A 21,819-nucleotide genomic window follows, 5' to 3' on the forward strand; every position below is an offset into this window, starting at 1 on the left:
GATCTCAGCGCATTTGGCTTACAACATGCTCATTAGTCATGTTTGACGCAGAGGATGTTGGGTCATCGTGCTCATACTCCACACTTTTAGGCAACTCAAACTGAGCCACGGTTTTCACTAAAATATCTGCCTTATCTTCAAGAGCAGAAGCCGCAGCAGCAGATTGTTCCACCAATGCCGCATTTTGTTGTGTCACTTGATCCATTTGGCTGACGGCCTGGGCAACTTGGTGAATACCGCGACTTTGTTCATCAGAAGCAGCAGCGATTTCCGCCATTAAGTCAGTGACTTGATTTACCGATCTAACCAGCTCATCCATCGTTTTCCCTGCATTGTTAACCAGCGCTGAACCCTGATTAACACGATGGACAGATTCATCAATTAAGGTTTTGATCTCTTTCGCGGCTTCAGCACTACGCTGAGCTAGATCGCGTACTTCACCGGCGACCACAGAGAATCCTCGCCCCTGCTCACCCGCACGCGCCGCTTCGACAGCCGCATTCAGTGCCAAGATGTTGGTCTGGAAGGCGATGCCATCAATAACGCTGATGATCGCACTGATTTTTTTCGAGCTGTTGGCAATTTCATCCATCGTTGCCACCACACTGGTGGTCAATTCCCCACCTTTTGATGCGGTCTGAGAAGCTGAGACGGCCAATTCACTGGCCTGACGCGCATTTTCTGCGTTCTGTTTAACCGTCACCGTCAACTCTTCCATACTGGCCGCAGTTTCTTCCAGTGATGCGGCTTGTTGTTCTGTACGTGAAGATAAATCCGTATTGCCCTGTGTGATTTCCTGAATACCAGAATACATTTGATGCGTGTTCTCACGCACAGACGCAATGGATTTGATTAATGATGTCTGCATATCACGCAGTTTTCGGAAAATGTCACCAATTTCATCATGGGTGGTGACAGCAACCTCTTTATCCAGGCGGCCTTCTGCAACATCCTGAAAGCAGACGCTCATATTCGAAAACGGTCTCAGCAGGTGACGCCTCAACCACCAATGTGCCGCGGCTGAAACCACGAACACCATCAAGATCGAGCCAAAGAACATGGCAATGGACACATCGTAGTAAAATTCGCCATCAGAAACCGCTTTTCCAATGTTATAGGCGAGGTATTGCATATAGTTGTTATAGGCAATCTCCATCTTACGCTGGTAATCTTCTGTAGGTTGATCAAGGAAAGCCTGAAAATCACCGTCATAGAGGTACATTTTTATTTCTTGTAATGCATTGATATATTCTTGGTAAGCCTGTTTAACCTCAGACAATAAAGCCGCACTCTTGTCATTTTTCTCTATCTGAGGCAATGCACTAAATTCGGCAAAACTTCGGCTCGCTTCATTCAGTGAACTTTTAAGCAATGCTTCCATCACCTCTATTTGTGACTGCGGCTGTCCTACTTTCTGAGCAATGGCGATTTTGTTCAGAGTATTACGCGTTTGTAACAATGCCGCCCAACTCAAGCCAAGGGTATCTCTCCGCTGAGTTCCCAGATCAATTCTTTCAATATATGACTGATCTGTATGAATTATTCCCAGAGATAAACCACTCGAAATAATTTGCATAACACAAAACATCATCAGTAACAGATACAAACTGGTTGATATGCGAAGCCTGCTTAACATGTAATCACCTCGTTTAACGGCTGCGTTATGCAGCCGTGGTTATCGCTATTATTTTTTTAGAATGTTTCCCAATTGGATGGGTCTTCCACACTACTGTTTTTTTTCAGCGCGGGAGTATTCGTTTTATTAGCTGGCGGGGTTGACGATTTACTCATCAATAAAACTTCATGTTTTTTATTTTCAGAGGGTATCCTTTCTGCCTGCTCCGGGAGCTGAAATAACGCGACAGCTTTGGTCAATATCTTAGCTTGCTCTTCTAAAGCCGCCGCCGCCGCCGCAGATTGTTCAACCAGTGACGCGTTTTGTTGGGTCACTTTGTCCATTTCAGAAATAGCTACGCCAACCTGGGTAATTCCCCGACTTTGCTCATCAGATGCCGAGGCTATTTCTCCCATGATGTCAGTCACGCGGGTCACAGAATCGACTATCTTATGCATGGTTTCACCCGCACTGCCGACCAGTTCGGAGCCTGTATCTGTACGGCTAACCGAGTCTTCAATCAATGTTTTGATCTCTTTGGCCGCTTCTGCACTGCGTTGAGCCAAATTGCGGACTTCACCGGCAACCACAGCAAAACCACGTCCATGCTCGCCAGCACGGGCTGCTTCGACAGCCGCATTCAGTGCAAGAATGTTGGTTTGGAAAGCAATGGCATCAATCACGCCGGTGATATCGGAGATTTTGCGAGAGCTGTCTGCAATTTCATGCATTGTCTGAACGACATTGGCGACGACTTTGCCTCCCTGGCGAGCGATCTCGGACGCATTGTCAGCCAGGTTACTGGCTTGACGAGCATTGTCAGCATTCTGTTTGACGGTGGCCGTCAACTGTTCCATGCTGGCAGCGGTTTCTTCCAAAGAAGCCACCTGCTGCTCAGTACGAGAAGAAAGATCGTTGTTACCCGCAGCAATTTCACTCGTACCGGTATAGATGGTTTCGGTGCTCTGATGGACGCTTTTGACCGTATTGATCAACTCGATTTGCATGTGTTTAAGACCAATAGCCAACATGCCCATTTCATTACGACCGGAGACGGTGATTGTTTGGGTCAGATCCCCTCTTGAGAAAGCTTTAATGTTGTCCAGCAGTTTGTGCAATGGATCAATCAATGCCTTGCGCAAGCCAATCCAGCTGATAGTCATCACACCCAACAACAACACAAATAAAAAGATCAAGCTGATGATAATGTTACGATAAGCAGTATCGGCTGCATGAGATATTTCGTCATACAACTTGTCATTCTGGTTCAGATAAAATGTGTATTCCGTCGCGAACGCATTCTGTAAGCCGGTCGTGGGTTGCTCAAAAAAGCTTTTATAATCTTTTTTGAGCAACATGGTTTCCAGCTCTTTCAACGCATGGAGGTAGTCTTGGTGAGTTTGGACTAATTTTTGAAAATGCGCTGCATTATGTGACACCAACTTTGGCAATTGCTCAAGCTGTTCAAAACCGCGCTCCCCACGGGAGAGGTTAACCTTAGCTTCCTCCCAGATATCATCAAGGGAATACTCACTATCAATATTACGATCTTTCATTATCAGCACTAAACCAATACGGTTCAGGTTATTACGAGCCTGAAGCAGGTTAATCCAGCTTTCGTCCAATAATTTTTGCCGCACACGCAATTGATCCATCAGGTCAAACGCTTCTGTATCCTTCTTCAACCCATTAAAGAACAGACCCCCTGATATAAATTGCAGAGCACCAAACAATATGATGACTGAGATAAGCCCCGTCACTATCTTCATTCGGTTAAACATGACTTCCCTTTTTTAATAAATTGCTATGCCAGAGTTATCGGCATAATTAAAGGGAACTTTACGGGTAATTCTAAAAATTGATTTTTTACAGCATTTCTTTGATCTCAAACAAAAGGGCTGCTGTTTTCTATTTCAGCAGCCGCAAAATTACCCTTTGGCGACGGTATCAACTAGCGCCATTTCTTCACTGTTGAGCAGTTTTTCAATATCAACCAAAATCAACATCCGCTCATCAAGAGAACCCAGTCCCGTCAGGTATTCCGTTGATAAAGTGACCGCAAATTCTGGTGCAGGGCAAATCTGATTGTCTTTCAGGGACAACACGTCAGACACACCGTCAACCACAATGCCAACAACACGATTAACTAAGTTCAGGACAATCACTACGGTATTATCGTTATATGTGACATTTTCCTGCGAGAATTTGATGCGCAAATCGATGATAGGCACAATGACTCCGCGCAGGTTGGTGATCCCTTTAATAAAAGCAGGCGTATTCGCAATACGGGTCACTTGGTCATAACCCCGGATTTCCTGTACTTTTAATATTTCAATTCCATACTCTTCGTCACCCAAGGTGAAAACCAGATATTCCTTTCCGGTTGTTTCGCCCGATAATTTACTGAGTTCTTCTATGGCTGACATGATGTTACCTTTTAGTGTGAGATGACTTTAGCCTTCGTCCTTCAAGCGGCTCATTGGTGATGAAACCGCAATTTGAAATCAATTGGATATACTTATTTGTTGTTCACCAAGTCCACTTTGCGTTCAGCCAACTGTTCATGGTTAAGCTTCTGCAAAGCAGGAATATCAATGATAAGCGCGACACTGCCATCGCCCATAATGGTGGCTGCCGAAATACCCGGTACTTTGCGGTAATTACTTTCAATATTTTTAACGACCACTTGATGCTGGCCGACCAGTTTATCCACCAGCAATGCATAGCGACGTCCGGCGCTCTGCACGATGACCGCAATGCCTTTCGTGGGATCAGTCACGCCATTTGGAATATCGAATATGCGATACAATTCAAGCAGCGGTAAATATTCACCACGTACCTGCAAGAGTTTTTCATCCCCGGCCAACGGATAGATATCTTCATCTTGTGGCTGCAATGAACTGACCACGGCACTTAATGGCAGAATGAAAACTTCACCATTAACTTTGACTGACATTCCATCCAGTATCGCTAATGTCAGGGGCAGTAAAATGCGAATGATGGTCCCCTTCCCTTCCTGGAAACTAATCTGGATTTGCCCGCCCATATCCTGAATATTGCGCTTGACCACATCCATACCGACCCCACGGCCAGAAACATCTGTGACCACTTCTGCGGTCGAGAAACCGGGAGCAAAAATCAGCATCGCTACTTCTTCGTTGCTCATATTTTCACTCACGTTCAGACCCTGAGATTGTGCTTTTGTCAAGATCTTCTCACGATTTAGCCCTGCGCCATCATCAATCACTTCAATACAGATGTTTCCACCCTGATGTTCAGCAGCCAGCGTCAAATTGCCCGTTTCTGATTTTCCAGCCGCCAGACGTTTTTCCGGGCTTTCGATACCGTGGTCAAGGCTGTTACGTACCAGATGTGTCAGAGGATCGATAATCCGCTCAATCAAACTCTTATCCAGCTCTGTCGAACTGCCAATCAGGGTCAATTCTACTTTCTTATTGAGTTTCCCGGCCAAATCCCGGACTAAACGCGGATAACGGCTAAAAACGTACTCCATCGGCATCATGCGGATCGACATAACGGATTCTTGCAAATCGCGGGAATTTCGTTGCAATTGGGCCATACAACTCAGTAATTCACTGTGTTTTGTTGGTTCCAAACCGTTACAGTGTTGCGCCAACATCGATTGGGTAATGACCAGCTCTCCCACCAAGTTGATGAGCTGATCAACTTTTTCAACCGCAACACGGATACTGGAGGATTCTGCCCGTTGGCGCGGCGATCCCGCCGCCGGACGGGGAGCCGGACGGCCAATTTCATGCACATCTATTTTTTTCGGCGTATTCAGCGATTGTGGCTTATTTGTATTGACTGCTGTGGTAATCTCTACTGCCGCATTTTTTACTGGATGATCGGTGACAACCTGATTATCTGCGATATTATTTTCTGGCGCGGTTTTTGCTATCTCACTTTCAGCTACCGTGTCTTGTTCTGTTTCAGTGTGCGTACTTTCCGGCTCAGATTCATTCGTGGGTAAAAACGTGATTTGCTCAGGTTCAACCACAAAGCACAATACAGCCGTGATATCATCTTCGGTTGCAGAAGTGAGCAATGATGCTTCCAGACTGTTTGTGGTCTGCTCGACATCATAAATCTCACCAAGATGCCCCAGCTCCTCCTTCATTAAACTGACTTCACGTTCTTTTAATCCAGATAAATGAATACGGATCCGACCATGATCGGATTTGTTTGCCGAAGCGGGTTTTTCTTTCGTCAGGTTTTCTTCAGACGGCGCTAATGCGACGACTTGTTTTTCCACAGATTCGTTTACAACGTCTTCCGTGGCACCTTCAGCCTGGCTTCCCGATGTTGCGGCAAAAAACTCTTCTTCCTGCCGCTCTTGCTGGAGTTCTGATGCAAGCTGACGCAGTGTCTCGCAGATATAATTGAATGTATCTTCATCCGGCTCCTGAGAACTTTTATAGGCATCCAATTGTTGCTGCATAATATCTTTCGCTTCTAAAAACAGGTTGATAATGTCAATAGTCAAACGTATTTCGTCACGTCTGGCACTATCGAGCAGATTTTCTAAAACGTGCGTAGTCTGTTGCAGTTTAGTAAAACCAAAAGTCGCAGCACCTCCCTTAATGGAATGGGCGCTGCGAAATATTGCATTTAACTGCTCAGAATCAGGTTCGTCGGCATTGAGCAGTAATAAATGCTGCTCCATATCGTCTAATAGTTCATCTGCTTCATCGAAGAAAGTTTGATAAAACGCGGTAATATCCATCGTTCTTTACTCTGTCATCTTAGTATCACTCGGCGAATCAGCCGGTAGCTGTTTCGATTTTGTGATATCATGTTTTATGATCACATGGGATTGCTCGGTAGGTTGCTGAGCAGTCGCTCCCTGATTCGAATCCATTCTGATGACGTCTTGCATATCCATACTATTGTTCGCGGTCATAGCGTTACCACCACTGTTCTCCTGCTCAATCCTCTTTTCTGCCTCTTTGTTCAGTACAACAATACTGATACGACGGTTAACCGGCGCATTAGGATCGATATCCTTCTGCATACTGACAGTCGATGCCATACCGACAACCCGTAACACTTTAGCCTCATCCAGACCGCCTATCAGCAATTCCCGCCTTGACGCATTGGCACGATCAGAAGAAAGCTCCCAGTTACTGTAACCTCGCTGACCATTGGCATACGGTAAACTATCGGTATGACCAGAAAGGCTAATTTTGTTTGGAATATCGTTCAAAATCGGTGCAATTGCCCGCAAAATGTTACTCATATAACTTTCAACTTTGGCACTGCCAATCATGAACATCGGGCGATTTTCCCGATCAATAATCTGAATGCGCAAACCTTCATCCATCATGTCAATCAAGAGATGGGGACGCAGCTCTTTAAGGCGAGGATCAGTAATGATTAATTGATCAAGCTGCTGGCGTAACCGATTCAGGCGATGCTTTTCTTGATTACGTTCAACAACCTTTAATTGGTGGAAAACTTCCCCATCCTGCTGGAAAATGTCACTTCCTCCCCCCGGAATAGGGTTGCTATTATCACTACTTTTTTGTCCCTTATTGAAGGCTACCTGTAAGGGAGTACGGAAATATTCTGCAATCGTCGTTAATTCCTGAGGGCTGGCAATGGATATCAACCACATCACCAAAAAGAACGCCATCATTGCCGTCATAAAATCAGCATAAGCAATTTTCCATGATCCTCCACTATGGCCTGGAGCATGTTTTTTGCGCTTTTTTATTCTGACAACGGAAACATTATTCGTTCTCATCGTTATTCTTCTACTTCTTGTTGTACAGGAGATTTAACCCGACGAACATGTTCCTCAAGTTCAGTGAATGAGGGGCGATCGGTAAGGAATAATGTTTTCCGACCAAATTCAACCGCAATTTGTGGTGCATAACCATGTAAACTGGAAAGCAAAGTCACCTTGATGCATTGCATCATTTTGATCTGTTCGCTACTGCGTTGACGAAGTAAGGTCGCCAATGGAGAAACAAAACCATAAGCTAACAAGATCCCCAGAAATGTTCCCACCATCGCATGTGCGATCAATGCCCCCAGTTCTCCTGCCGGACGATCCGCTGCTCCGAGTGCATTAACAACGCCCATCACAGCAGCCACAATCCCGAAAGCAGGCAGTGAATCCCCGACCATCGCCAGACTGGTTGCTGGTATCTCACTTTCCTGCTCGTAAGTTTCAATTTCTTCATCCATCAAGGCCTCGATTTCATGAGGATTCATGTTACCGCTGATAATCAGGCGCATATAGTCAGTGAGGAAATCCATCAGATACTGATCTTTCAACAAACGGGGATACTGTGAAAAGATGTCGCTTTGCCGTGGATTTTCAATATCTCGCTCCAAAGCCAGTAGCCCTTGTTGGCGAGATTTGAACAACAGGCGGAATTGCAACGCCATGAGATCCATATACATCGCCTTATTGTATTTTGATCTGCGCAATACTTTTGGTAAAACACGCAGTGTTGCCTTTATCGCCTTGCCATTATTGCCTACGATAAAAGCGCCAATTCCAGCACCTGCAATAATTAAAAATTCCGCCGGCTGATAAAGTGCGCCCATATGACCACCGACAAGCAGGTAGCCACCGAGTACCGCACTAAAAACCACGATATATCCTAAAAGTACTAACACGCGATATCCTTTAGCTTAGTTGGTGAGCAGATAGGATTTAAACAGGCAAATTGACAAATGAAGAAGGGTGAGATAACAGGTTACAGAGTCTGTGATCAAGCCTGTAACCTGCACTTTACTTCCTCATTATTCACATAGCTTGCTGAGCAAATCCATCCAGCAGTTGTGAATTAGTATCGGCAGGTTGAGAGGAAAGTTTACGTTTTTTTACTGCCCGTGAAGGCGGCTGGCAAAGACTACAAACAAAGCTATTGACTGGTTGGTGAGCGTGCGTAATGAATGTCCCGCCACAGCAACGACATTGCGTTGGCTGTAGCATGCCACTGTCAACAAAACGCACCAATGTCCAGGCTCTGGTTAATGCCAGAACAGGCCCTCCCTCACTACTCGGAGGACATTGTTCAAGGTACAGCCGATAGGCTTTGACAACCACCTCTACACCTTCACAATGTCCACTTTTCAACAGAAAACGGTAAGCATTGTAGAACATTGACGAATGGATATTCTGTTCCCAAGTCATAAACCAATCCGTCGAAAAAGGTAGCATCCCCTTAGGAGGAGGACTTCCCCGCAATTCTTTATACAACCGGATCAAGCGACCTCTGCTCAGCTGAGTTTCACTTTCAAGCATCTGCAATCGCGCACCTAATGTGATGAGTTCCATTGCCAGCTGAATATCTTTCGCTTCCTGAACAATACTTTTCTCAACCATCTTTACGCTCTTTTTTTCTTGATTGAAGTGTCATCCTGGGAAGATAACTGCTGAAAAAGGTGAGTCGATAGCAAGATACCTGTATGAATTTGTTGCAGATCGTCTACCCGCGATTCCTTAGTTAACTGCTGTACGGTTTCGTGGTCTTCAAACCGAAAGTGGCAAATCAGTTGGTTTGTTTCGGCCAATTTTACTAACTGAGGTAATGTTAGCTCGGCCAATGTATCAGCCATCGATTCACTAATACCTAAACGGAACATCGCAGATGCTTTCTCATGGTTTATTAGCCGTTGTGCTAAAAGCAAATACGATAAATTTATGTCATAAATATGTTTGAGCAATTCAACCGTACTCATTTCTATATATCCCGTCCGATTATATGAAAAAATCAAATTAAGTGATCAAAGAATCACTCACGACAAAATTACCAGTAGCATGAGATTCAATAATCTCCGACATAACTTAAATATACATCTTTAGCCAGAGCAGTAACTGTCCTTTGTATTACTCTTGGGATCGCCCAATTTCTAAAATATTTCGGTAATGGGTTGTAAAAGAATTATTACGTCATCTGGGTAATGCACTTGCCAAAATTGATTAAGAATATTCTTAATGCTAATTAACTTTACTCCTGAATCATCAACTTATACAACGGAGAATATATGTCATTTTAAAAATTATGTGATCAGTATCACAAAAACAACTCTTTTTATTATGATTCTAGCTCATTAACTATTCAAGCTGTAAGAAATGGGAAATAGTCCACAATTAATAAATTAAATTATCTAAATAAAAATATTAGAGATAGTTTTTTGTTTTATACGATCTATTAAACTTATAAATAGAAAATCACGACAAAAAATCTTTCCTTTAGTGAAATTTTCAGGAAATTAATAAAATTCGCCTGTAAATAATGTGGATTGACACTCATCTTCTACTGTAACTTGACTTAGATCATACTTATGCCTAATTTATTAATTATATGTGAATACTAGTTATTGAAAAGCTATCAGTCTGATCATTTTTAGTTTATGATTACCCCCCTTCCCAGGCAAGATACAGAGCCGCATAGCGCTTACTTTGAACTCAAATAGTTAGCAAATAAAAAAACAAGATAAAATACAGTATGATATTGAATTAGAAAAACATCTCCTACCCTCATCTCAGACAAACACAACCAGAAAAATTTTACAAACTTGCCAAAAATCAAGCCTTCAAAATGTCATTGCAACCCTTCTGCTTGCTTAAAATAAATAAATTTATCTAAACAAAAAAACACTACACAAAGCCTATCTCTAGCATAAATTTAATGACACCTCCTTGCTGATTATTTCTTCTTACTGTTTATCTTACACCCAAGAAACATAAATAAAATTTATTATTTAATTTTTCAGTTACGCCAAAAATGATAAGCGCAACGAATGTTTTTTTAGCGTTTCCCGCCTCGTCAAAACAAGCTGTAAAATGCAAAGAAAGATGACTGATTGACTGAAAATGAATTCACATAAATAACGGGAAATTTAAACATAAAATAATTAATAAATGTAAATTTACTAATAAAACATTATTACATAAATCCAAATTAAAATAGGAATAAAAAAACAGATAAAAAAAATACAACAAACGATATTAAGAGGTTATTTATCCTATTTATCTTTAGAGTAAAACAAAAAAAACAGATTAAAACGGGCATTTCAAATAAAAAAAATAACCGATAAATATAACGTTATTACCGCCTTTAGTTCATTGGTAATGTGATAGACACGTTATGTTCAAAAAATAACATCCAGACCTATTCTAACTATCTGAAAAAAATTCACTATGATGAGCGCCATAATGGCATACATTTAGTATGGATTATGCCCTTAACCTAAACAGAATAGACATCAAGTAATGAGAATTATTTACAATCATCCATGAAACCAATGAATGATAATCCATTTAATCATTTGGGAAATGATACGATCACTTATTAGTGTTCCGATTAGCCGTGGACAATATTCCCACGGTAGTCGCTGTCACTCAATTAGGAGGCCGAATGCAGAGAAGAGAATGGAATGTAAATACCTGGCTCTTATGATTAACTTCATTAATAAAACGGAAAGTGTAACCGTATTTTTCACAAAAGGCATTTTCTGCGTGTTCAACATATAGACACAACAATTCCCCTTCAACAAGCTACCAGAATGTAAATAATTCATTATTTTTTAATAAGTTAAAGGAAATACATGCCACATCACAACATAAGCAATGGTATCAAAGATAGACGAAATCAGCATCAAACACCTTATATTCTTTGCATCCATTTATGACGCTTTTTCGGAAACTTTTTATCCATTTTTCCCATCGCAAAGACAATTGTTAAATATTGTACATTAGGTTTTGCACAAAAGAATGAATGGCCAACATCAGTAAAAATAGGATAAATGCACTAGCAACCAAGACAAAAAAATACGTTTCCAATATTTGAGCTGATGGGCATATTTAAATACTTGATGATATTCCCAAACGTTTGCCCTCCCTTAATTGTACCCGCTGCTAATAGCATTAAATCTTTTTCATCCAGAATGATTTTGCTGGCGCTTTCGGGATATCCTCCCCGGTATCAACTGAAATTACAACATCAGTATTCCGTAATGCCGGCGCATCATTTATTCCATTACTAAAAAACCAGCAGTATGGCCATTATTTTGTAATAATTTTAAAATGTGTGATTTTTGTCAAAGGGACACTGACAAAAGACAGCTCTTAATTCCACTTCTTTTGAAAGGTTTTTTTCGCTCATTAGTTCAATATCAGGGTCAATAAGAATATTTACAGAATCTAAATCCATATCTCGACAAATTTGGGCTATAATAATAGGATTATCTCTGGTAAGTTCCTTAGTCGACATATTGCTTTCTCTTAATGCGGGAATTGCCATTACAGCACTTTCTTTTGATAAATCGAAAAATCGTGTAATACCATTTCCTTTTCGTCAGCAACAGACTGTGGGTATTTCACTTCATCATGGCTGAGCATCCTTGTCGCTAAGATTAACACCCTGAAACCTTATGCATTATAGCGGCTCATGGGTTTCACAATATTGTTGCGACTTTCTTGAGTAAGCGCCGCCACTTTCCCTTCTATACTTATAGAAGAGCAATCTGATAGCATTTTTTCAGCAGCCCCCTTAGCTGAATAAATAGCCAACATGCTTCCCTGCAAGAAATAATTTCCCTATGGCATAAGGTGCGATGCCTATCTAAATGACACCATCAACAATCGGTCTAAGCCGGCAGCTCAGTGGCTATTTTCCAATTAACGGAGGTCACACTTTTTTCCAAACTGACTCGACAAACAATCGATTCTATTTCTTTTTGATCCGCAGGCGTTGCCAATATTTCTGCACAAACCTCAAGCCGGCCTGGTTGAATGACATCTGCGCTGCTTAATGATTGCAACCTAACCCCTAATCCATTGAGCGCTTGTAAAATCAACGTTCTTACCAGGATTTCATCGTTAATATCGCAGATAATATGGATCTTATAGCACTGCTCTAAATCCAAAGCTTGTTGCTGAGGTTGCGTATTAATTCGTTGCGCAATTTCTCTCAATAAAATATTTGCACAGAGAATAATGGCAGTGGCAATACCTGCCGCCCAATATTGCCCTATACCACATAACTCCCCTATTCCCGCTGAACACCATAATGTTGCTGCGGTATTTAAACCACGCACATTCATGCCTTGACGCATGATCACGCCTGCACCAAGAAAACCAACACCGGATATAATTTGTGCTGCAATACGATCATAACTTTCATTAGGGGTACTCATCGCTGTCATCATAAAAAGGGCAGCTCCCGTGGATACTAAGGCGTTGGTTCTTAATCCTGCCATGCGTTGACGCCACTGACGTTCAGCACCAATCAAGGCCCCAAAACACAGCGCAAAAAGTAAATGAGTTGCAATAGATGTTAATAACATGACACTCTCCATAACATCAAATGGATAAATACACTCTAATTTCTTCAACCTATTGATTATGCACTTGATTAATTTTTACATGACCCAAAATTGATTAGAGATAGATAATCATGTACACAGAGGCTGGTTCAGTGAATTTCATTTGCTCAGCTTTTATGGGTTGAGTTTTTGCAATGATTCCGACATATGAAACCGTTGTTACATACAGAATGATTGCTACACAACAAAACGTTTTTCTCTCTTCGTTATATGTGTAAAATTCAACGACTAAAAACCATTCGTTATAAAATGAACACGCAGGGAACAGTCCGAAGAGAATCTCTCTTCATCGTACATGGAACATTCGGATGACGAATATTGATTTCGATTATTCGTATGATCCCGGAGGGAATAAGGAGTGAGTATATAGCCGCATCATGTATACCCTAATATATCTTCAGTTAACATCCGATTAAAAATTCAACTTAGTCGATCTCTAATATCAGATGGTTTCTTTTCGGGTGAGTACAGTTTATGAAGCCAAAATAGTACCGCCCACCATGTCAGGTAAGCAGCAAATCGGAAGGGAAATGAATAGCTTACCGGATTATTTTTTATTTAAACTATAACGTTGACTGTCCAATGAATCGTTCTCCAATAGGATTTCGGGCGAGTATAAACAGTAAAAATTAACAAGTAAAGACTTTAATCAGAGTGAATTTTTGCAAAAAAATGGGGGCTGACTGTGTAACTGAGTAGAAACAATAGTATGCTGATGATTAACATACTACTATTTTTATGAGGTTATCTTTTTTTTAAAACAAATAAACCTGATGGGCTTGATGATCGAATGCAATAAGATAAAGTTCAAGAAATAAACTTCATGACACAGAAAAGCAAAAAGCCCGCCAAGGCATGTTGCATAGGCGAGCTTAAAATAAGGTATAAAGGCAAGATTAGATAGCAGTTACGTTTGCTGCTGCTGGGCCTTTGGCACCACTTTCAATGGTGAACTCCACATCCTGGCCTTCTGCCAGTGTTTTGAAGCCGTTACCTTGGATAGCAGAGAAATGTACGAATACATCTTTGCTACCATCGGCTGGAGTGATGAAACCAAAGCCTTTAGATTCGTTGAACCACTTCACTTGACCTTTCATTTTGTCAGACATTTGACTTTCCTATATATCAAAAAAAACTCGCCACCTCGGGCATGTGTTGGCCAGTATCAGCTATTACTTATGGAGGCACTAAGAAGGAAACGGTCAACAAAGGCTACAGGGATAGCACTTACACATAACTCATTAACTCAAGATGTCGTACATAAAGTAGGTCTGTTAATCAGGCCAAGCGCATTAACGCATGACCGAACACGAATAGCAACCTTTTTATGTATTATCGTTTTAAAAAAACCTCAGACGCTCAATATTAGAACAGAATAACATAATAAAAAGGTGTTTTTATAATTTTATTTGATTTATTCAATTTTTGTCTCAACAAAAAATACGGGAATGTCCAACAATAACAATTTGCCAAATAAATTAAAGCAATTGCTATACGGACGCAGGTTCATAACATGTTAGCCTTGACAAAGCTATAATGTTCAATTCACTCACGATTTTTACAGCATCTTTTTACAACACTATTTCTACAAATGAGTCTATAGATAAGCGAGTTAGTATTATGAAAATCATAGAACAGATATTGATTGAGGACATTAAGCGGATCAATCTTCAAGAGCATCGTGATGGCAAGGTACATTTTAACAGCATTTTTATTCGCCACCATCCCTATCTGTGTTTGGCGATGATTGTCGCTTATGCTTTTCTTGCTATGCTCATATGGCATACGCCCTATTTTGGCACTTGGTCCCTTTTTACCCTTACTCTGGCTTTTATCATTATGGCCGCTGTTCTGCTATTTGATATCAAGCCAGTCTATCATTTCGAAGATATTGACGTACTCGATTTACGTGTATGTTATAACGGTGAATGGTTCGTCAACGAGCTCGTTTCTGAAAAAGCGATCAATGAGATACTCTCTCATCCCCAAGTCCCGAATGAGATCAAAAATGACATTAAGCGTATCATGCAGAAAAAACAGGGGATTTACTTTTATGATGTGTTTATGCTCGCTTGTTCAGAACAGTCACCCTATTTGAACACTATTAACATGGTTAATAAAAGTGCATAAATTCAATCAAGTAGTACAATCATAAATCAATCAGTTTATATGACGAGCGAACAGTAAGAAAAAAGAATTTTTGCGTTGACACCATTCCAGTTCATCGCTAATATTCGCCCCGTTCTCAGGAACAACCCAATTCCTCCATAGTTCAGTCGGTAGAACGGCGGACTGTTAATCCGTATGTCGCTGGTTCGAGTCCAGCTGGAGGAGCCAAATTTAAATATCATGCCGAATGAACCAAGCATGGTATTAAGGCTAAAAAAATCAGCCTATCAGATCAAACGGCTTCCTATCGGGAAGCCGTTTTTTATCTCTTTTTCTTGTTACCCCTTTAAAAACCCATTCGTCATCGACTTGCCCTTGGCAGATTTTGTATTTGTTTACGCGATACGTATAAAAATCAGAGATAATAGCAGCAATAATAAAATAAAATTAATTTCCACTGAATAAACAATGAGTAAATAAAAAAGATACAACTAACAAAATATAAAAATATCCGATAAATTATCATCAAAAACAACGAAAAATTGCCATCATGATGGCAATTTAACCAATCAATCCAGTTTCTATCTTTTTTTGCTTTACAACATTAAGTCGTTCACTGTATCATTCGCTCCGTTCACAGGAACAACCCAATTCCTCCATAGTTCAGTCGGTAGAACGGCGGACTGTTAATCCGTATGTCGCTGGTTCGAGTCCAGCTGGAGGAGCCAGATTCTGAAAATCCCGATTAGCTCTGCTGGTCGGGATTTTTGTTTTAAGAAACCTGCCATCTCCCCCTCCCTCTTTTTGCTGTAGAGGATAATCGATAACTATTTTTTCCAAGTTACCTTACCAATATCGATTCCCCTTGCAAAAACACCAATAAGATCGAAAAACACTCAATACGAACATATTGCAGGCAATCAATCACTTATTGTTATATTCGGCTTTGACAAACATAAAAAGTCCCGTTAATATGCGCCCCGTCTTGAAGGAGTTCCTCCATAGTTCAGTCGGTAGAACGGCGGACTGTTAATCCGTATGTCGCTGGTTCGAGTCCAGCTGGAGGAGCCAAGTATTCTGAAGAACCTGATTAGTTTTGCTAATCAGGTTTTTTTACACCCCAAAGAAAGAAAAGGACAAATTATCAGCAATCAAACGATTATTGTCATTTTCGGCTTTGACAAACTAAAAAGTCCCGTTAATATGCGCCCCGTCTTGAAGGAGTTCCTCCATAGTTCAGTCGGTAGAACGGCGGACTGTTAATCCGTATGTCGCTGGTTCGAGTCCAGCTGGAGGAGCCAAATTCAATTCACCCTCGTGTTGTTATTTCCTTTTTTGATATGATGATTCCCTCTGAATACCCTAGCCAAAACAGACTTAATGTTCTAATTTTTCAAAACTAAAAGAATATTATCATTCAATAATAGCTATTTAGCTGTTTTCGCTTTATCATCCTCCTCCGGCTTAAGGAATGCTGAATCAGCATCCATCGTTTTCCACCTCTATTCTGGAGCCGGTTTCATGACCACTAAATCATACACTATTAAAATCCGCCGTCCTGACGACTGGCATGTCCATTTCCGTGATGGGGAGATGCTAAAAACCGTTGTTCCCCATACCAGCCGTTTTTTTGGCCGAGCTATCGTCATGCCTAACCTTGTCCCTCCAGTGACAGATATTGCCAGCGCCAAAGCCTATAGAGATCGGATAATGGCAGCAATCCCGTCAGATCATCACTTCCAACCGCTCATGACCTGCTATCTGACAGACTCAACAACCCGTGATCAAATTGAGATAGGCTATAAAGAAGGGATTTTCACCGCCTGCAAACTTTATCCGGCGAATGCCACCACGAACTCCAGCCACGGTGTTTCTGACGTCAAGAAAATTTACCCATTATTAGAGACCATGGAAAAAATGGGCATGCCATTGCTGATCCATGGGGAAGTCACCGACTCTCAGATTGATATTTTTGACCGGGAAGCGCGTTTTATCGACCAGGTCATGAAACCATTGCATCAGCAGTTCCCTGGATTAAAAGTTGTTTTTGAACATATCACCACCAAAGAAGCCGCGGAATATGTTCTTGCAGGCAACGATAAATTAGGTGCGACACTCACACCACAGCACTTAATGTTTAATCGTAACCATATGCTGGTTGGTGGTATTCGCCCTCACCTTTACTGCTTACCCGTACTCAAACGCAACATTCATCAGGAAGCACTCCGGGCAGCCGTGGCCAGTGGCTGTAAGCGTTTTTTCTTAGGGACAGATTCCGCGCCTCATGGACAACACCGCAAAGAATCTGCTTGTGGCTGTGCCGGTGTTTTCAACGCACCAACAGCCCTGGCGGCCTATGCGACCGTTTTTGAAAAAATCGGGGCAATGGAACATTTTGAGTCCTTCTGTTCCTTAAATGGTCCTGCTTTTTATGGTTTACCCATTAATGATGGCTTTATCGAACTCACACGCAAACCGACCCCCGTCGATGAATATATCGAATGTGGTGATGAAAAATTAATTCCATTTCTCGCCGGAGAAGATGCCGGATGGGATGTAAAGGTATGTGAATAACCTAATCACGCCAGTTTGTGCGGAAACAATGCGTCATTTCCGCACAATCTCACCCTTATCATCAATTGAAATAACTTACAATAACGCCTGTCAGTTTGAATACAAAAAATCCTGCTCTTTTCACTTCTTAGCTCGCACAAAAAGTTTATACTGCTGGAGACTTATCTTCAATGAGCCTTCTTGCTCTTAGTCAATGATATCAATAATGATGCTGTGGTCTGATTAGGAGATTATTATGGAAAAAAATGAAATAATTCAGACGCATCCTGTTGTCGGTTGGGAGATCAGCACCGTCGATGCCTATGATGCCATCATGATACGTCTTCATTGCGTATCCACCCAAGATCAAGCCGCAGAAAATATCTGCGTTGATAAAACGTTATGGTTAACAACAAGTGTAGCGAAACAGCTTATCCTCATTTTACAAGCCGGAATTGAGAAAATAGAAGGCTCAGTCTATAACCAACTCGATCACACTAAACATTAACACGAAATTCAAATGATTACCCATTCACCTGGACACCCAATATCGTGGGTGTCCTCTCTCCCTCGTTTTGTGAGGGAGAATAAATGCAGGCGGATAAACCGACGATTTAAACGGTGAAAATGGCTACTTAATCGATTGCAGCGATGTTATATCCAAACCGCCATTTAGCCGATAGCGGGATTTATTGAAAATCTTAGCCCCGTTTTCTCTTCCTGCTCGACGAATACGTTGTTCATCGTCAGGCAGTTTCATCTCTTCACGACAAGCGTCGCTACAACAACCGTCGAAACGCGCGGCACAGGAAGGACACTGGATAAACAACAAATGGCAACCATCGTTCTGACAATTGGTATGGCTATCACATGTGGTTCCGCATTGATGACAGTGAGCAATAACGTCTTCAGAAATACGTTCGCCCATACGCTCATCAAAGACAAAGTTCTTACCGATAAACCGGACGGGTAATCCCTGTTCTTTCGCCTTACGCGCATATTCAATAATGCCACCCTCTACGTGGTAGACTTTATTAAAACCGTTATGCAACATATAAGCACTCGCTTTTTCACAACGAATCCCGCCAGTACAATACATAACAATATTTTTATCCCTATTCTCCTTCAGCATTTCTACCGCCATTGGCAGTTGTTCACGAAACGTATCTGATGGAATTTCAATCGCGTTCTCGAAATGCCCGACTTCATATTCATAATGGTTGCGCATATCGACAAAAACGGTTTCAGGATCATCCAGCATTTGGTTAACCTGCTCCGCTTTCAGGTATTCGCCTGTTTTAGACGGATCAAACGTGTCGTCGTCAATACCGTCAGCAACAATCAGTTCACGCACTTTCATCCGCAACACCCAAAATGACTTACCATCATCTTCCAGCGCAATGTTAAGACGCAAATTCAATAAGGCCGGATCCGCCTCTTCTAACAATGTTTTCAATGCATCAACATTTTTGGAAGGTACGCTAATCTGCGCATTGATACCTTCTTTAGCAATGTAAACCCGGCCAAAAACAGAGAGTTCAGTAAATTTTTGATACAGACTGTCACGAAAAACTTGTGGTTCAGCGATGGTAAAATACTTATAAAAAGAGATCGTCGTGCGCGGCTCAGTTTCCGCCAACATGCGCTCTTTCAACTCTTTATTAGAAATACGGTTATGTAACACTGGCATGGTGCTCAAAATATCCTTGTAGTTTATGGGGATTGATACATTTATGTCTATTGATGTCCACAGCATGGACACACGAGACTATTAGCGACAATTTTTAATCAAAAACCTTTTTGGGTCACACTTGGGCTTTTTATTTTCTACAATATTACTTTTTCCTGTGACCGAGATCTATCAATCCCTGCCCTGAATCGACTGCCCTGCCCAAAAACCCCCTATGAACCGGCTCATTCCGGTAAATAATAAAGGGGGGCAACAACAGGAGGATCTTGACCAATCAATGCATCAATCGCATGAATTATCGACAAACTAAGTTTTTAGTGCCTCAATGTTTCGATATTCCACTAAAAAATGTCACAATACGCCAATATAACGTTTAGAGCCTATCTCATTTAGGTATCGATGATTACCGACAGATTGAATACTAACTACATACTGAAAACATATGATACAAGCACCTCCTTTTCGTCGTTCATTATTACACCCCCGCTACTGGCTGACCTGGCTAGGTATCGGCATACTTTATTTACTGGTTTTACTGCCTTATCCCGTGATTTACTGGATAGGAACCCGATTGGGCCGATTATCACAGCGTATTTTGAAAAAACGCGCCAAAGTGGCAGAACGCAACCTGACACTTTGTTTCCCTGATATGCCCGCAGAGAAACGGCATGCATTGTTAGTCAAAAATTTCGAATCGGTCGGAATGGGCGTGTTTGAGACCGGGATGGCCTGGTTTTGGCCAGACTGGAGAATCAAGCGCTGGTTTAACGTCACCGGGCGCGAACATATCCAAAAAGTACAAGCTACAGGTCAAGGCATTATTGTCATTGGGATTCATTTTCTGACACTGGAATTAGGCGCCCGGATCTTTGGTATGTTAAACCCAGGCATTGGCGTTTATCGCCCGAATGACAATCCGGTTATGGATTGGTTACAAACCTGGGGTCGGCTCCGTTCCAATAAATACATGCTGGACAGGAAAGATGTTAAGGGCATGGTGCGATGCCTGAAAAACGGTGAAATTGTTTGGTATGCCCCAGATCATGATTATGGCCCACGTAACAGTGTTTTTGCGCCATTATTCGCCGTTGAACATGCTGCAACGACGACAGGAACGTCAATTCTCGTCCGTTTGGCTAAACCTGCCCTGATCCCTTTTACCCCTCGCCGATTACCCAATGGAGAGGGTTATGAATTGATTATTCAACCCGCAGCAGAGAACTTTCCTCTGGAAAATGAGGTAGAAGCAGCAACCTTCATGAATAAAGTGATCGAACAGGAAATTATGCAGGCACCTGACCAATATATGTGGTTGCATCGCCGTTTCAAAACCCGACCTGAAGGGATGCCATCCCTGTATGGTGATAACGATAATATTCACAGATAAACACAATCTGGCTGTTATTTTTAAATAACAGCCAATACTTTTTCCAATCATTGGATTTAATTTTTAGCCGAAATTCACTTAAATTATCCATACCGTGATCATCATCAGACCATTTATATATGGACAACCTATTTTGAATAATTACAAATTATTGCCCGCGTTGATATCAATATTACAAACACTTAATCTCACCGAGTCGTCAAAGAGATTAGGTGTTACGCAGTCAGCAATGAGTAAAACATTACATCAGCTGCGTGAAGATTTTCATGACAAACTTATCGTAAGGGAAGCCAATCAATTTATTCTCACCCCAAAAGGCGAAAAACTAAAAGAATTACTGCCCGTATTGATGCAGCAATTAGATGATCTCTATGCCCCCACATTAATGGAACCAAGCCGTTGCAAAAGAAAATTCATTTTCGCATCGAGTGATTACGTCGCCCAGGCTATTTTACCATCCATTGTTTCCAAGATGGAAATGGATGCACCTGACGTCAGTGTTGAATATAAATTGTGGCATAAAGACAATCTCAACAAATTTGCAGAACAACATGTTGATTTGGTCGCGACGATTGCCGACGCTGTGCCGGATAATTTATACGGCAAAATGATGGCAGAAGATCAGCTTGTCGTTGTATTGAGAAAGACTCACGCCAAATCTTATCGCCCTATCACGGTTAACGACTATATTGCAGCCCGACATATTTTGATTAGCGGTGGCGGAGATAAAAATAGCCCTGTCGATCACACGCTGGCAATGATGAATCTCAATCGTCGTATTTTCGCTATCGTTCCTTTTTTTCAGGCAGCCATTGAACTACTGTTGAAAACAGACACCCTGTTAACCATACCACTGCATATTGCGGCTGACTTTGCCCAACGATATGATTTACAAATAAAAAAACTTCCTATTGATATCAAAAAACAGCAATACTATTTGCTATGGCATGCTAAAAATCACCAGGATTCAGAGCACAAATGGTTCAGAGATATCTGTTTTCCTCTTATCAAAACCCATCTTGAAAGCACTATCGAACACGGTATGACATTAATTCATACCCGCAAGTAGATTTCTCACCTTTTGTCAGTCACTTT

Annotated in this window: 18 protein-coding genes and 4 tRNA genes; 9 read left to right on the forward strand and 13 right to left on the reverse strand. The window is 41.6% G+C overall.

What is annotated here, in order from left to right:
* Positions 1-4: 4 nt before the first annotated feature.
* The 12 genes from XPG1_RS09370 to cspE all read right to left on the reverse strand — a co-directional run bounded on the left by XPG1_RS09370 (position 5) and on the right by cspE (position 14,094).
* Positions 5-1,636, reverse strand: coding sequence for a methyl-accepting chemotaxis protein (locus tag XPG1_RS09370; protein ID WP_045958843.1), 1,632 nt, complete (start codon positions 1,634-1,636; stop codon positions 5-7).
* Positions 1,637-1,692: 56 nt separating this feature from the next.
* Complete coding sequence (locus XPG1_RS09375) at positions 1,693-3,396, reverse strand: methyl-accepting chemotaxis protein (RefSeq protein ID WP_045958844.1); 1,704 nt, start codon at positions 3,394-3,396, stop codon at positions 1,693-1,695.
* 147 nt (positions 3,397-3,543) lie between these two features.
* Positions 3,544-4,041, reverse strand: coding sequence for a chemotaxis protein CheW (gene cheW / locus XPG1_RS09380; protein ID WP_045958845.1), 498 nt, complete (start codon positions 4,039-4,041; stop codon positions 3,544-3,546).
* A gap of 92 nt (positions 4,042-4,133) precedes the next feature.
* Positions 4,134-6,362, reverse strand: a complete 2,229-nt coding sequence (cheA, locus tag XPG1_RS09385) for a chemotaxis protein CheA (protein ID WP_045958846.1) — start codon at positions 6,360-6,362, stop codon at positions 4,134-4,136.
* A gap of 6 nt (positions 6,363-6,368) precedes the next feature.
* Positions 6,369-7,382: a flagellar motor protein MotB gene (gene motB, locus XPG1_RS09390; protein WP_045958847.1), complete on the reverse strand. Its 1,014-nt coding sequence runs from the start codon at positions 7,380-7,382 to the stop codon at positions 6,369-6,371.
* Positions 7,383-7,384: 2 nt separating this feature from the next.
* A complete protein-coding gene (motA, locus tag XPG1_RS09395; RefSeq protein WP_045958848.1) occupies positions 7,385-8,266 on the reverse strand; it encodes a flagellar motor stator protein MotA in 882 nt (293 codons plus the stop codon).
* A gap of 130 nt (positions 8,267-8,396) precedes the next feature.
* Positions 8,397-8,978, reverse strand: coding sequence for a flagellar transcriptional regulator FlhC (flhC, locus tag XPG1_RS09400; RefSeq protein ID WP_045958849.1), 582 nt, complete (start codon positions 8,976-8,978; stop codon positions 8,397-8,399).
* 2 nt (positions 8,979-8,980) lie between these two features.
* On the reverse strand, positions 8,981-9,334 hold the full coding sequence (gene flhD / locus XPG1_RS09405) for a flagellar transcriptional regulator FlhD (RefSeq protein WP_045958850.1): 354 nt from the start codon (positions 9,332-9,334) through the stop codon (positions 8,981-8,983).
* A 2,345-nt stretch (positions 9,335-11,679) separates the two neighbouring features.
* Complete coding sequence (locus XPG1_RS09410; RefSeq protein ID WP_071825365.1) at positions 11,680-11,901, reverse strand: hypothetical protein; 222 nt, start codon at positions 11,899-11,901, stop codon at positions 11,680-11,682.
* Positions 11,902-12,029: 128 nt separating this feature from the next.
* The gene (locus tag XPG1_RS18450; RefSeq protein WP_157879472.1) at positions 12,030-12,173 is read right to left on the reverse strand and encodes a hypothetical protein; all 144 of its coding nucleotides are present in this window, start codon (positions 12,171-12,173) and stop codon (positions 12,030-12,032) included.
* A 74-nt stretch (positions 12,174-12,247) separates the two neighbouring features.
* Complete coding sequence (locus XPG1_RS09415) at positions 12,248-12,946, reverse strand: MgtC family protein (RefSeq protein ID WP_045958851.1); 699 nt, start codon at positions 12,944-12,946, stop codon at positions 12,248-12,250.
* Positions 12,947-13,881: 935 nt separating this feature from the next.
* The gene (cspE, locus tag XPG1_RS09420) at positions 13,882-14,094 is read right to left on the reverse strand and encodes a transcription antiterminator/RNA stability regulator CspE (RefSeq protein WP_045958852.1); all 213 of its coding nucleotides are present in this window, start codon (positions 14,092-14,094) and stop codon (positions 13,882-13,884) included.
* A 511-nt stretch (positions 14,095-14,605) separates the two neighbouring features.
* On the opposite strand from cspE, the gene XPG1_RS09425 reads away from it, so the two are divergent.
* The 7 genes from XPG1_RS09425 to bssS all read left to right on the forward strand — a co-directional run bounded on the left by XPG1_RS09425 (position 14,606) and on the right by bssS (position 18,155).
* Positions 14,606-15,115, forward strand: coding sequence for a YlaC family protein (locus XPG1_RS09425; RefSeq protein WP_045958853.1), 510 nt, complete (start codon positions 14,606-14,608; stop codon positions 15,113-15,115).
* 131 nt (positions 15,116-15,246) lie between these two features.
* Positions 15,247-15,322: transfer RNA gene (locus XPG1_RS09430), tRNA-Asn, on the forward strand.
* Positions 15,323-15,746: 424 nt separating this feature from the next.
* Positions 15,747-15,822: transfer RNA gene (locus XPG1_RS09440), tRNA-Asn, on the forward strand.
* 267 nt (positions 15,823-16,089) lie between these two features.
* Positions 16,090-16,165: transfer RNA gene (locus XPG1_RS09445), tRNA-Asn, on the forward strand.
* Between the two features lie 154 nt (positions 16,166-16,319).
* Positions 16,320-16,395 (forward strand) — tRNA-Asn (locus tag XPG1_RS09450).
* A gap of 220 nt (positions 16,396-16,615) precedes the next feature.
* Positions 16,616-17,668 (forward strand): dihydroorotase, encoded by a 1,053-nt coding sequence (gene pyrC, locus XPG1_RS09455; protein ID WP_045958855.1) that lies wholly within the window; start codon positions 16,616-16,618, stop codon positions 17,666-17,668.
* A gap of 235 nt (positions 17,669-17,903) precedes the next feature.
* The gene (bssS, locus tag XPG1_RS09460; RefSeq protein WP_045958856.1) at positions 17,904-18,155 is read left to right on the forward strand and encodes a biofilm formation regulator BssS; all 252 of its coding nucleotides are present in this window, start codon (positions 17,904-17,906) and stop codon (positions 18,153-18,155) included.
* Positions 18,156-18,278: 123 nt separating this feature from the next.
* Here the strand turns inward: bssS and trhO are convergent, their stop codons facing one another.
* On the reverse strand, positions 18,279-19,337 hold the full coding sequence (gene trhO, locus XPG1_RS09465; protein WP_045958857.1) for an oxygen-dependent tRNA uridine(34) hydroxylase TrhO: 1,059 nt from the start codon (positions 19,335-19,337) through the stop codon (positions 18,279-18,281).
* Between the two features lie 442 nt (positions 19,338-19,779).
* On the opposite strand from trhO, the gene XPG1_RS09470 reads away from it, so the two are divergent.
* Positions 19,780-20,724: a Kdo(2)-lipid IV(A) acyltransferase gene (locus XPG1_RS09470; RefSeq protein ID WP_045958858.1), complete on the forward strand. Its 945-nt coding sequence runs from the start codon at positions 19,780-19,782 to the stop codon at positions 20,722-20,724.
* A gap of 94 nt (positions 20,725-20,818) precedes the next feature.
* On the forward strand, positions 20,819-21,793 hold the full coding sequence (locus tag XPG1_RS09475) for a LysR family transcriptional regulator (RefSeq protein WP_231852990.1): 975 nt from the start codon (positions 20,819-20,821) through the stop codon (positions 21,791-21,793).
* Positions 21,794-21,819: the final 26 nt, after the last annotated feature.

It is taken from the genome of Xenorhabdus poinarii G6 (assembly GCF_000968175.1).
Classification (GTDB): domain Bacteria; phylum Pseudomonadota; class Gammaproteobacteria; order Enterobacterales; family Enterobacteriaceae; genus Xenorhabdus; species Xenorhabdus poinarii.